Origin of the sequence: Paenisporosarcina sp. TG20, from assembly GCF_000286315.1 — a bacterium.
Classification (GTDB): Bacteria; Bacillota; Bacilli; order Bacillales_A; family Planococcaceae; genus Paenisporosarcina.
Window position 1 is genome coordinate 1 of record NZ_ALJG01000236.1, and the last position, 12,517, is coordinate 12,517.

A 12,517-nucleotide genomic window follows, 5' to 3' on the forward strand; every position below is an offset into this window, starting at 1 on the left:
AGACTCACGGACCGCCCGTGGAAAGCGTCCGCCTGTAACGGAAATCGACAGCGTCATATTTATATGAAATTAGTTAAAATAGTATTTAAACCTTTTTAACAAACTCTGATTTTAATTTCATTTCTCCAAAGCCATCAATTTTACAATCAATATCATGATCACCATCAACCAAACGTATATTCTTTGCTTTTGTACCTATTTTTAAAACTGATGAAGTTCCTTTTACTTTAAGGTCCTTGATGACAGTCACTGAATCACCATCGGTTAAAACATTTCCATTAGCATCTCTAATAATTTTAATATCTTCCCTCTTATCGGTTTCTATTTCTAAAGTCCATTCGTGAGCACATTCTGGACAAACAAAAAGACTACCATCTTCGTACGTATATTCAGAATGACATTTTGGGCAATTTGGCAAATCAATCATCTACTTATTTCCTCCTCATTTCTACACAGGAATCCATACTAAATCCCCAAACTCATCTTACCTTATACAGTATAGTAAATCATCAAACATTTTCAGCTCAATAACACTCTCGGGAATGATGAAAGAACGCTTAAATAAGCGTTCAAACTGGCAAAGAAGATCTTCTCTACCATAATAATACTATTCTAATTCCTTGTTTTCTCATAGTAAGACAACATGTCTAAACATTACTATAAAGTGATCACACTTTGTCTAATAAAACTAAAGCGTTTTCAAAGTACAATTATTATAGATTATTCAAAAGATTCATTTAAATAAACTAATTCAGATTGTTTTTGGTATAGTTTTATAATCAAGTGTTTTTATTTGAATGGCAAATAGATTGTTATTAATAGATAGAAAGGAAGATTATATGAATATGAAAGTAGAAAATGAGACCTATTTACGTGACCGGGAAGCTGTAATTAATTTAACACGAGAGCTTGTACAGATACCTAGTGTTTATAGAGAAGATGATGCAAATGGAAATGAAACTAAAGTAGCTCTTTTCGTTGCACAATATTTAAGAGATATCGGAATTGACACATATGTTGAGGAAGTAGTACCTGGAAGACCAAACGTCATTGGTGTGATAGATTCGAAAAAACCAGGAAAAACACTTTTGTTTGAAGGGCATACAGATGTAGTAACTGAAGGCGACAGGGATGCTTGGACATTCGATCCTTTCAGTGCTCATATTGAAGGTGGACGAATGTATGGTAGAGGTACAAATGACACAAAGGGCAATTTGGCTTGCATGATTACAGCAGTTCATTCGCTTCTTCAAGACAAAGAAGAGTTTACAGGGAAAATTATACTTTGCATTCCTGTTGATGAAGAGGGTTTGATGCTTGGGATCAAACATTTCATTAAACAAGGTTGGGCCGATGGAGTTGATGGGGCAATTATTTGTGAACCTGAGGAGAATAATGTCTGTATTGCACAACGAGGAGCTATGCGTATAAAAGTTGATGTTTATGGAAAGATGGCACATGGTGCAATTTCTTGGAGTGGCATCAATCCAAACTATCAAATAGCTAGACTAATAGTAGAGCTTGAAAAACTTGAGAAGGAAGAGCAAGAACGATTGGGTGAAGATCCTTTCTTAAAGTGGCCTTCTATTTCACCAACCATTTTAAAATCACCCGTTAAGGGAGATGCACAAATAAATGTCATCCCAGATCATTGCATGATGACTCTAGATGTTAGGACTGTTCCTAATCAAGATCATGATGAACTATTAGGAAAGATATACGCAATTATCGAGCGTTTAAAGGAACAAGATCCAAACTATAAAGCTGTGTTAACAGTAATAGAAAACAGACCTTCAACATTTACTCCAAAGGAAGATCCAGTTGTACAAGCAATATACGAATCAGTTGAATTTGTTACTGGAAAGCCTGCTATTTATAACGGTGTGCCAGGTGCGACTGATGGTACCTATCTTCACATGCATGGTATACCGATAGTCACTGTTGGAGCAGGTGATCGGGACATACCTCACCAAATTAATGAGTATGTTGACATAGAAGAATTAGCGGTAACAACAGCAATATTTAGAGATGCCGCTTTACGATTTTTAAATGATAAGGGGGGGAAGTAGATGACAGAGTATAACATTGCAGTTATTCCAGGAGATGGAATCGGTATTGAAGTAATGAAAGAAGCTTTGAAGGTGTTGTCTGTTCTTGAAGCAAAAGAACCAGATTTTGATCTTCGAGTAGAAAACTTTCCATGGAGTTCAGATTATTATTTAGAACACGGTAGAATGATGCCTGAGGATGGACTGGAAGTTTTACAAAAATTCCAGGCAATTTTATTCGGAGCTATTGGAGATGCACGGGTACCAGATGATGTAACGGTTTGGGAATTAATTATGCCCATTCGAAAACAATTTCAACAATATGTTAATTTCCGTCCAGTAAAATCTTTGCCAGGTATTGAATCTCCTTTGAGCAAAGGTGAAGATATCGACTTTGTAATATTCCGTGAAAACTCAGAAGGTGAATATTCCAATAGTGGGGGGAGAATGTTTGACTCTCAACTAACAGAACTATCACTCCAAAACACGATTATGACCCGTGCTGGAATTGAAAGAATTACAAAAGCTGCATGTGAATATGCAGTGAAAAATGACAGAAAGAAAATAACAAGTGCAACGAAATCAAACGCCATTATCTTTTCTATGAAGCTATGGGATGAGCATGTAAAGCGGACTCTATTAGAGTATCCTGACCTACAGCTCGAATCTTATTATATAGATGCTCTTGTCGCTTATTTCGTTCAAAGACCTCAGACATTCGAAGTTGTTGTTGCGTCCAACTTGTTCGGAGATATCTTATCTGATCTTGGCTCTGGAATAGTTGGGGGACTTGGACTCTCTCCTTCGGCCAACATTAACCCTGAAAAGGACTTTCCTTCCATGTTTGAACCAGTACACGGGTCAGCCCCAGATATTGCCGGGAAAAGTATAGCTAATCCCATTGCTCAAATTTGGTCAGCTGCTTTAATGTTGGACCACTTAGGAAGAGAAGACCTTTCAAAGAAAATAGTAAAAGCTATTGAGGAAGTACTTTTGGAAGGGAAAGTAAGAACAGCCGATATTGGAGGAAGTGCAACGACCGAACTAATGGGATTGGCAATTGTAGAGAAATTAAAAGAACAATATGTGACTAAGAAAGTGGGGACTGAGATTCATGGAGTTAAATAATAAAGTAATTATTGTAACAGGTGCTGGTGGTGGAATGGGCAAAGTAATTGTTTCTCAACTGTTAGAAGAAGGTGCTTTTGTTGTTGGAATCGATCTATCTGTGAGTTCATTAGAAACCATTAATCATGAAAGATTTGTTGCAAAGAAAGCGAATATCTTAGACGAACAGGAAATTGCTAAAATTTTCTTGGATACGAATAATAAGCAAGGAAAAATAGACGGTTTAGTAAATGCAGTCGGTATTGCACAACAGCAATCTCCAATTGAAGATGTGTCATTGGAACAGTGGACAAGACTTATGAATATCAATGCCACTAGTTTATTTATAACTGTTAAAGAAGCAGTAAAGTATATGAAACCAAACCGCCAAGGATCCATTGTCACCATTGCATCAATCTCAGTTGTCAGACCGAGACCTGGTCTGCAATCTTACATCGCTTCAAAAGGTGCAGCAGAAAGCTTTTCAAGAGCTATGGCTATTGAATTAGCACCCCATTTGATAAGAGTAAATACGATTCATCCAGGTCCAGCTGATACGCAAATGCTTGGTCAGTTTGTTGGAGGCGATACAGATTTCACAACAATGAAAGACGAGGTATTCAAAAAAAGTGTCCCTCTAGGTGAGTTAATTAAACCTGAAGATGTTTCAAATGCTGTTGTTTACTTAGTTTCAGACCGTGCAAAAGTAGTCACTGGTGCAACGTTACATGTTGATGGTGGAAGAGGTTTGTAGGATGAAAGGGATGATTATATGATACGAATACCGATGCTAATAAATGGGGAATGGGTTGGCGACGATAATCATGAATGGTTGCCTGTTTTCAATCCATCAAACGGCGAGCAACTCGCAGAAATTGTAAAAGGAACTAAAGATCATGTAGATGAAGCTGTAACTGCTGCAAATATCGCCTTCGAAAGTGATGAATGGAAAAAAGTAAAGCCATTTGAACGCGGTCAACTACTTATCAGTTTTGCTCATTTTATTCGGGAAAACGCAGAAGAGTGGAGTAAGTGGGAATGTGAAGATGTCGGGAAACCAATTTCACAAGCTCGTGCAGATGTGGAAGCCGCAGCAAGATATTTCGAATTTTATGGTGGAGCAGCAGATAAGGTCATGGGGAACACTATCCCTATTGAAGAAGGGATATTAAATGTAACAGTCCTCGAACCACTTGGAGTGACAGCTCATATTGTTCCATGGAATTATCCAATCCAAATCATTTCACGAAGTGTTGCTGCCGCCATTGCTACCGGTAATTCAGTTATTGTAAAAAGTGCAGAAGATACACCAATGACCGCACATGCAATTGCGAAATGGTTTGCTACAAGTGGTTTCCCTAAAGGTATATTCCAGCACATTACAGGTTTAGGTCCAGATGTAGGAGCTCCTTTAGCAGGACATCCTGACATTGAACACGTAACCTTTACTGGTTCTGTTCCTACAGGAATTGCTGTTATGAAAGCAGCAGCGGCTAACGTTGTACCTGTAACCTTAGAACTTGGTGGAAAATCTCCAAATATAGTATTTGCTGATGCATCAGTAGAGAAATCAACAGAAGCAGTAGTTAGAGCCATTATTCAAAATGCAGGGCAAACTTGTTCAGCTGGTTCAAGGTTACTAATAGAAGCAAAATATAAAGATGAGTTCTTAAGTAAGCTAACTGCTAAATTTAATAACTTAACAATCGGGCCGGGTTCAAGTGACCCAGATATCGGTCCAATATTAAATGAGAAACAGTTCAATCAAATTATGAATAAAATTGAAGAAGCAAAATCAGTAGGAAAAATTATAAGCGGGGGAGAAGCAGTTACTATCGAAGGTTCTGAAGGTGGGTACTATATTAAACCTACTATAATAGATGGGTTAGATCATAGTCATTCATTAGCACAAGAAGAAATCTTTGGTCCAGTATTAACTGTTTTTACTTTTGAAGACGTTGAAGAAGCAATCCAACTAGCAAATGGTACGGATTATGGACTTGTTACAGGTATTTGGACTGAAAATATTAATGTTGCACATTATGTTGCATCTAAAGTGAAATCGGGACAAGTATTTATTAATAATTATGGTGCGGCAGGCGGAATTCAAATGCCATTTGGCGGTTATAAAAAAAGTGGTATTGGAAGAGAAAAAGGCTTTGTTGCATTAAATAACTATACTCAAATTAAGAATATTGCAGTTAAATTTAGTATTTAAAGTAAAAGAGGTGAACTTATGCAAAGTCCACAAGTAAATAAAGAACCTTCTACCAAAGCTCTTGAAGACCAATTACTAGAGGTTAATGGTTTAAAAACAAATTTTTATATAGGAAAAGGAAAAGTTGTCCAAGCAGTTGATGATGTAAGTTTTTCTATTCGAAAAGGAGAAACTGTTGCTTTAGTTGGAGAATCTGGGAGTGGAAAGAGCATAACTTCGTTATCAATTATCAGGCTAATCCCAAGTCCTCCAGGGAAAATTGTAGAGGGTTCCATTCGCCTTGAAGGAAAAGAATTACTAACTCTCTCAGAGGACGAGATGTGCAAAGTTCGCGGAAATGATATTGGAATGATTTTTCAAGAACCGATGACTTCTTTGGATCCAGTATTTACTATAGGAAATCAAATAGCTGAATCATTGATGAAACATAAAAAATTGAAAAAAAGCGCAGCTTATAAAGAAGCCATTGAGTTATTAAAAATTGTAGGTTTTGCTAGAGCTGAGGAAGTAATAAAAGAATACCCTCATCAATTGTCCGGGGGGATGAGACAAAGAGTAATGATTGCTATTGCGATGTCTTGTAATCCTAAACTTCTTATTGCAGACGAGCCAACTACAGCACTTGATGTAACAGTTCAAGCTCAAATACTTAATTTGATGGTTGAAATGAAAGATAAGTTCCAGTCTTCAATTTTACTCATCACACATGATATGGGTGTTGTAGCTGAAGTAGCCGATCGTGTTCTAGTTATGTATGGAGGACAAATTGTTGAAGAAGCACCTGTTAGAGATTTATTCATTGACACAATGCATCCATACACTACTGCCTTATTAAAATCTATCCCAAATATTGATGTTGATTTAAAAAGACTAGATTCTATTCTCGGTACAGCTCCACCTGCTCATGATTTTCCAAGAGGCTGTAGATTTGCTGCAAGATGTAAACATGTAATGGAAAAGTGTCTTGAAGAAAATCCTACTCTCGTAGAGATCAAACCAAATCATAAAGTTAGGTGTCATCTTTATGAGCACCAAGGAGGTCTTTATAGTGAATGAACGGGATAAACTTCTAGAAATTAAGAATCTGAAGAAATACTTTCCAAATAAAGCTGTTCCATTTAAAAGTAAAGCAAGTCAGGTTAAAGCAGTTGATGGCGTTAGTTTTGATGTTTTCAAAGGTGAAACATTAGGAATTGTAGGCGAATCTGGTTCTGGGAAATCTACCTTGGGGCGAACAATTCTTCGCTTATTAGATCCTACAGATGGAGAAATTATTTTTGAAGGAAATAACCTTGAAAAGTTAAGTAATCGTCAATTGCATAGGTATCGCAAACATATGCAAATGGTTTTCCAAGACCCTTTCGCTTCATTAAATCCAAGGATGCGTGTAAAGGATCTTGTAGGTGAACCTTTAGCTTTACAAAAGACTTTGTCTAAAGCAGAACAAGCTAAACAAGTTTTAGACATTGTTGAGAAAGTGGGGTTAACTAAGGGTTCTTTAAGTAAATTTCCACACGAATTTTCAGGAGGTCAAAGACAACGAATAGGAATAGCAAGAGTCTTATCGATGAATCCCAAACTTATCATTGCTGACGAACCAGTATCAGCACTGGATGTTTCTGTTCAATCACAGGTGTTGAACCTAATGATGGATCTCCAGGATGAGTTTAAACTAACGTATTTATTTATATCTCATGATTTGAGTGTCGTAAAACACATTAGTGATCGTGTAGGCGTTATGTATTTAGGCAGAATTGTAGAGATTGGCCCTAAAAGTAATATTTATGTCAATCCTCTGCATCCATATACACAAGCACTTTTATCATCAATTCCTGTAGCTAATTTCGACGTCAAAAAAGAGAAAATTCAATTAGAAGGTGAACCACCTAGCACTTCAAATCCACCACCTGGTTGTACTTTCCATACACGATGTCCACATGCTTTTGACCGTTGTAAAATCGAACGTCCAGAACTTGTGGAACAATCAACTGGGCAGTATGTTGCTTGTCATCTATATAATGCCGAGACAACAAACGATGAGTCTTCAAAAAATGATAAGAATAGTATTCTTGTAGTGTAACCATGAAAAAGGAGAATTATTTATGAATTATGGCAATATTACAGACGTCCCTGGTATAAAGGTTGGCAATATTGAAAACCTTGAGGCGTTAACAGGTTGCACGATTATTCTCACTGAAGATGGCGCAACATGCGGTGTTGATGTTCGTGGGTCAGCTCCAGGTACTCGTGAAACTGAATTACTAGATCCTATTAATTTGATTGATCAAGTACATGCAATTTGCTTGTCGGGAGGGAGTGCATATGGTTTAGATTCTGCTTCTGGCGTTATGCAATATCTTGAGGAACAAGGAAAAGGGTATGACGTAGGTGTAGCAAAAGTTCCAATTGTTCCTGCTGCAGTACTATTTGATCTAGCTATTGGAAGTCCATTAATTCGACCCGATAAAAAGATGGGCTATCAAGCTGCTAATCAAGCCAAAAAGGGTCCTTTCTCTTTCGGAAATGTAGGTGCTGGTTGTGGCGCAACGGTCGGTAAAATAACTGGTCCTGAAAATTGTATGAAAGGTGGTTTAGGCAGCGTATCAATTGAATTTGATAATGGTCTAGTTATTGGAGCATTAGTTGCTGTAAATGCTGTAGGTGACGTAAGAGATCCATTAACGCGAGAAATATTAGCCGGACCAATTGATCCTGAAACAGGAAAACTAGTAGATAGTCTTGTATTTTTACAGGAAAGTGTTACAAGTAATGTTTTACCTTGTACAAATACTACAATCGGTATTGTTGCAGTCAACGCCAAAATGACGAAAGCACAATTAAAAAAAGTTGCACAAATCACTCAGAATGCTTTAGCCAGAACCATTTTCCCAGTCCATACCATGAATGATGGTGACACAATTTTTGCTGTTGCTACTGGAGGAGATGAATTTCCAGTTGATTTCATTGGTAATATGGCCGCTAAAGCTATGGAAGAAGCCATAATTGTTGCTATCAAAGCAGCAGATGAAGTGGCTGGTGCGCCAAGTTATAAAAGCAGGAATTAAAGATAACAGATGAGCCGACGACATGTATTAAAATAGTGTAAATAATGAATTGGGGGCAATTATATGAAGAAAAACAAAAGATGGTTTATGTTTATTTCACTGATGCTTGTTTGTGTTCTACTAATCAGTGCATGTTCTGGTGAAGATGGAGCTACTCCTTCTACTGACGCACCTGGAGAAGATGTGAAAGAAGTAAGAGATGAAATAAAAGTAAGAATTAATAGTGATCCTGATTTTCTTGATCCACATTTAGCCACTGCATCTATTTCTTTCCAAATGATATTAAACATGTTTGAGGGGTTATTATCTCCTAACACAGACGGTTCACTCAAACCTGCAATAGCTGAGAGTTTTGAACTATCCGATGATGGTCTAACATATACGTTTAACATTCGAGACAATGTTACGTTTCATAATGGAGAGCCAGTCACAGTTGAAGACATTCAGTATACATTTGAGCGGTTAATGGGAACTAACTCTGGTGAGCCTCTCTCATCAAATTTTGATAAAGTTGCATCCATGGAAGCACCAGATGCAGATACCTTTGTGATTACTCTTACAGAGCCTAATACAAACTTTTTATATTCTTTAACAGCCTTAGAAGCTGCAATTGTACCAGCGAGTAATGATGATCAACATAATGATAATCCAATTGGAACTGGACCATTTAAGTTTGTTAGTTATAGTCCAGGAGTTGATCTTGTCTTAGAGAAAAATGAAGACTATTGGAATGCAGAACTACCTCATTTAAATAAGGTTACTTTCGCATTTCAATCTGATGATCAATCAGCATTAATGGCCTTGCAGGCTGGTGAGTATGACTTAACGAGTGTTCCAGCTCATCGAATTCCAGAAGTTGAAAATGATTTTAAATTAGAGTATCAACAGAACAACTCTTCCTTAATAATTACCTTTAATGAAGAAAATAAACCTTTTGATGATGTGAAAGTACGACAAGCGGTAAATTTTGCTCTTAGTAAGAGTGATATTATTGATTCTGTTTACTCAGGTTATGCTACAGAGTTAGGTTCGAATATGAGCCCTGCAATGGGTAAATTTTATCTTGAAGGCTTACAGGATACCTATGTAAACGACATAGAAAAAGCAAAAGAATTGCTAGCTGAAGCAGGTTATCCTGATGGCTTTAAAACTAAATTAACAGTCTCTTCACATAATGTTATGTACACGAACGTTGCACAAGTTGCAGCAGAAAACTTGAAACAAATTGGCATTGACGTTGAAATTGATGTTGTCGAATGGGGCATTTGGTTGGACCGTGTATACAGAGGTAGAGACTATGAGATGACTGCAATCGATTTAACGGGAAGACCATCAGCATATGATATCCTAAACGATTATATCTCAACGAATGATGCTGAAAACTTCTTTAGATTTAATAATGCAGAATTTGATCAAGTTATGGCAGATGTATTATTAGAGCCAGATGTAGAAAAACAAGTTGCACTGTATCAACGTGCTCAAGAAATTTTAGCTGAAGAGGCAGCAGCAGTTTATATTGCAGATTATCAAGTGGTATGGGCAATGGATTCTGCGTTAGAAGGCTTTAATATGTATCCGTTCTTCTTCCTAGACATGTCCGAATTGAGATTTACTGAATAGAAAGGAATGAGAGGTATGGCCTATATTATTCGCAGAATCATTTTATTAATTGTAACTATGGCGTTAGTATCTCTTATAACTTTTGCTGTCTTTCAAGTAATGCCAGGCGATCCTATCCGTATCATGTTAGGTCCAGATGCTGATGAAGTACAAATTGAGACATTAACCAAGAAACTTGGTCTTGACCAACCTCTCCATATTCAATACTTTGATTGGGTAGGGGGATTATTAACTGGTGATTTAGGGCAATCCATTCGATTTTCAAAACCAGTGTCCGAACTGGTTATAGATCGATTGCCAGTTACTATTTCCTTAACTATAATGACTCTTACTTTAGTAGTTTTAGTGGCTATTCCACTTGGGATTTTTGTAGCTAAAAGAAAAAACAAATTAAGTGATGTTGTTTTTTCTTCCGTTACCCAACTAGGGATGGCCATCCCATCCTTTTGGTTAGGTATGTTATTAATCTTATATCTTGGCATGAATTTCAGTTTCTTCTCTGTTAGCGGCTATGTACCATGGTCAACAAGTATAGTAGGCGCGTTAGGTGCATTATTACTACCAGCAATGACGATAGCAATACCTCAAATAGCTGTTAAATTTCGTTATGTAAGGAACGCTATTTTGGAGCAGCTACAATTAGACTATGTTAGAACTGTTCGTAGTAAGGGAATCACAGAAAAGTTTGTTATGTATAAACATGTATTAAGGAATTCAATGATTCCCATATTAACGATTTTTGGTTTGATAACTGCTGAAGTTGTGGCAGGAACCATTATTGTTGAACAAGTATTTGCTTTACCAGGAATCGGTCAGCTGCTAATCACATCGATTAGTTATCGCGATTTCCCCTTAGTACAAGGTATCGTCATTTACATTACTTTCGTGGTAGTTTTTATAAACTTCTTGGTAGATATTTTATATTCTATCCTCGATCCACGAATACGATTGTCATAAGGAGGTCCAAATGAAAACACTAATGAATTATGGAAAAAATATAAACTTAGTTGGTGGCCTCCTAATTTTATCGTCTTTCTTACTATTAATGGTTATCAGTTTTTTCTATACGCCACATGATGTTAACACGATGAATATATCTAATAAATTGCAAAGTCCGAATGCGGTAAACTGGTTTGGAACAGATGAATTTGGAAGAGATATCTTTAGCAGAATCATGGAAGGTACACAAACAGCTTTTTTTGTTGGAACTTTAACTGTACTAATTGGAGTAACTTTTGGAACTTTAATTGGTGGGGTAGCCGGGTATGTTGGTGGATGGGTTGATGAGGTGTTCATGAGAATAATGGACGCACTAATGGCTTTTCCGGGTATTATATTAGCTTTAATGTTAGTTGCTGTATTTGGCCCAGGAATGCTTAACACGTCAATAGCTCTTGGAATAATAGCGATACCAAGCATATCTAGGATTGCGCGAAGTGGTTTTATTCAACAAAGGGAATTTGAATACGTACTTTCAGCCAGGTTAATTGGAGTCAAACCATTTATGATTATGTTTAAGCATATACTCCCTAATGTTTCGTCACCTCTAATTGTTGCTGGATCAATCAGTTTTGCGATTGCCATGTTGGCTGAGGCAGCACTTAGTTATTTAGGATTAGGTGTGCAACCACCAAGTCCTAGTTGGGGGCGTATGTTAAAAGATTCTCAATCTTATCTAACAAGCTCACCCTGGTATACATATGCACCAGGGATCGCTATAACATTTATGGTTTTAGGATTTTATATGTTAAGCAATGCAATAAGGGATATCATGGATCCTCGTTCATAGGTTTAATCTAAAATGGGGCTGTCCCAAAAGTCATAAAAAATGACTTTTGAGGGCAGCCCTATTTTCATATAAAAATGAATCTGTCAATTTCCGTCTGAAAAAGTCTACCAGTATAGACAGGATTAAGTTTCCCCTATAATACTCGCTTCAGCGCTTTGTGGATTCCTCACGCGAGAAGCCAGGCAGAAGATCACTGCCAGAGTCTTCCCGCTTCGGCTACCACTTAAATGCGTCTACGCTGGTTCTGCCTAACCATTTGGATGCATCTAATACAGTACAGTATATTCAAAAACTAGCGATCTTTTCCTCGAATTATTGAGGATAGGACCGCTAATTTTTATAATTCATACTATATCGCCTCGGACTTCTAGGTCGTTTGTAAATTATAAAGACAACTATAGGTGTCTTTTATAATATTTTTAAGAAATTTCAACAATAAATAAAGAAAATGCATTATCTTGCCAGTAAATTGATAATGTTTGGTGCTTTTATACTGGAAACTTTATTGAGCATGTGCTCAGTTGGAAAATTTGGCAGCCAAGTTGGAAAAATGGACAGCCAAGTTGGAATTTTGGGACTCCAAGTTGGAAAAATCACGTTCCAAGTTGGAATAGAGAAAATATGGAAACTAAATCGGAGAATCTATACAAATAAAGAGAAGCCTATCCTC

General features: G+C 37.0%; 11 protein-coding genes. 10 read left to right on the top strand and 1 reads right to left on the bottom strand.

Annotation, left to right across the window (positions count from 1 at the left end):
• Positions 1–85: 85 nt before the first annotated feature.
• On the bottom strand, positions 86–427 hold the full coding sequence (locus tag B371_RS0105670) for a zinc ribbon domain-containing protein YjdM (RefSeq protein ID WP_019413337.1): 342 nt from the start codon (positions 425–427) through the stop codon (positions 86–88).
• Between the two features lie 412 nt (positions 428–839).
• On the opposite strand from B371_RS0105670, the gene B371_RS0105675 reads away from it, so the two are divergent.
• The 10 genes from B371_RS0105675 (at position 840) to B371_RS0105720 (ending at position 11,847) form a co-directional block, all read left to right on the top strand.
• Entirely contained in the window at positions 840–2,069 is a 1,230-nt protein-coding gene (locus B371_RS0105675) for a M20 family metallopeptidase (RefSeq protein ID WP_019413338.1), read from the top strand.
• Positions 2,070–3,176 carry a tartrate dehydrogenase gene (locus B371_RS0105680; RefSeq protein WP_019413339.1) on the top strand — a complete coding sequence of 369 codons (1,107 nt, stop codon included), beginning with the start codon at positions 2,070–2,072 and terminating at the stop codon, positions 3,174–3,176. It begins immediately after the preceding gene.
• The gene (locus tag B371_RS0105685) at positions 3,163–3,909 is read left to right on the top strand and encodes an SDR family NAD(P)-dependent oxidoreductase (RefSeq protein ID WP_019413340.1); all 747 of its coding nucleotides are present in this window, start codon (positions 3,163–3,165) and stop codon (positions 3,907–3,909) included. The genes B371_RS0105680 and B371_RS0105685 overlap by 14 nt, the downstream gene beginning before the upstream one ends.
• Positions 3,910–3,927: 18 nt before the next feature.
• The gene (locus tag B371_RS0105690; RefSeq protein ID WP_019413341.1) at positions 3,928–5,373 is read left to right on the top strand and encodes an aldehyde dehydrogenase family protein; all 1,446 of its coding nucleotides are present in this window, start codon (positions 3,928–3,930) and stop codon (positions 5,371–5,373) included.
• Positions 5,374–5,391: 18 nt separating this feature from the next.
• Positions 5,392–6,429, top strand: coding sequence for an ABC transporter ATP-binding protein (locus B371_RS0105695; protein WP_019413342.1), 1,038 nt, complete (start codon positions 5,392–5,394; stop codon positions 6,427–6,429).
• Complete coding sequence (locus B371_RS0105700; RefSeq protein WP_019413343.1) at positions 6,422–7,453, top strand: ABC transporter ATP-binding protein; 1,032 nt, start codon at positions 6,422–6,424, stop codon at positions 7,451–7,453. The genes B371_RS0105695 and B371_RS0105700 overlap by 8 nt, the downstream gene beginning before the upstream one ends.
• A 22-nt stretch (positions 7,454–7,475) precedes the next feature.
• The gene (locus tag B371_RS0105705) at positions 7,476–8,438 is read left to right on the top strand and encodes a P1 family peptidase (protein ID WP_019413344.1); all 963 of its coding nucleotides are present in this window, start codon (positions 7,476–7,478) and stop codon (positions 8,436–8,438) included.
• A gap of 63 nt (positions 8,439–8,501) precedes the next feature.
• Positions 8,502–10,058, top strand: coding sequence for an ABC transporter substrate-binding protein (locus B371_RS0105710; protein WP_019413345.1), 1,557 nt, complete (start codon positions 8,502–8,504; stop codon positions 10,056–10,058).
• Positions 10,059–10,073: 15 nt separating this feature from the next.
• On the top strand, positions 10,074–11,015 hold the full coding sequence (locus B371_RS0105715; RefSeq protein ID WP_019413346.1) for an ABC transporter permease: 942 nt from the start codon (positions 10,074–10,076) through the stop codon (positions 11,013–11,015).
• A gap of 10 nt (positions 11,016–11,025) precedes the next feature.
• Entirely contained in the window at positions 11,026–11,847 is an 822-nt protein-coding gene (locus tag B371_RS0105720; protein WP_019413347.1) for an ABC transporter permease, read from the top strand.
• The last annotated feature ends 670 nt before the right edge of the window (positions 11,848–12,517 follow it).

Bases quoted from the DNA above. Each gene is read 5' to 3' on its own strand.
- B371_RS0105670 (WP_019413337.1), bottom strand. From the start codon at position 427: ATGATTGATTTGCCAAATTGCCCAAAATGTCATTCTGAATATACGTAC.
- B371_RS0105675 (WP_019413338.1), top strand. From the start codon at position 840: ATGAATATGAAAGTAGAAAATGAGACCTATTTACGTGACCGGGAAGCT.
- B371_RS0105680 (WP_019413339.1), top strand. From the start codon at position 2,070: ATGACAGAGTATAACATTGCAGTTATTCCAGGAGATGGAATCGGTATT.
- B371_RS0105685 (WP_019413340.1), top strand. From the start codon at position 3,163: ATGGAGTTAAATAATAAAGTAATTATTGTAACAGGTGCTGGTGGTGGA.
- B371_RS0105690 (WP_019413341.1), top strand. From the start codon at position 3,928: ATGATACGAATACCGATGCTAATAAATGGGGAATGGGTTGGCGACGAT.
- B371_RS0105695 (WP_019413342.1), top strand. From the start codon at position 5,392: ATGCAAAGTCCACAAGTAAATAAAGAACCTTCTACCAAAGCTCTTGAA.
- B371_RS0105705 (WP_019413344.1), top strand. From the start codon at position 7,476: ATGAATTATGGCAATATTACAGACGTCCCTGGTATAAAGGTTGGCAAT.
- B371_RS0105710 (WP_019413345.1), top strand. From the start codon at position 8,502: ATGAAGAAAAACAAAAGATGGTTTATGTTTATTTCACTGATGCTTGTT.
- B371_RS0105715 (WP_019413346.1), top strand. From the start codon at position 10,074: ATGGCCTATATTATTCGCAGAATCATTTTATTAATTGTAACTATGGCG.
- B371_RS0105720 (WP_019413347.1), top strand. From the start codon at position 11,026: ATGAAAACACTAATGAATTATGGAAAAAATATAAACTTAGTTGGTGGC.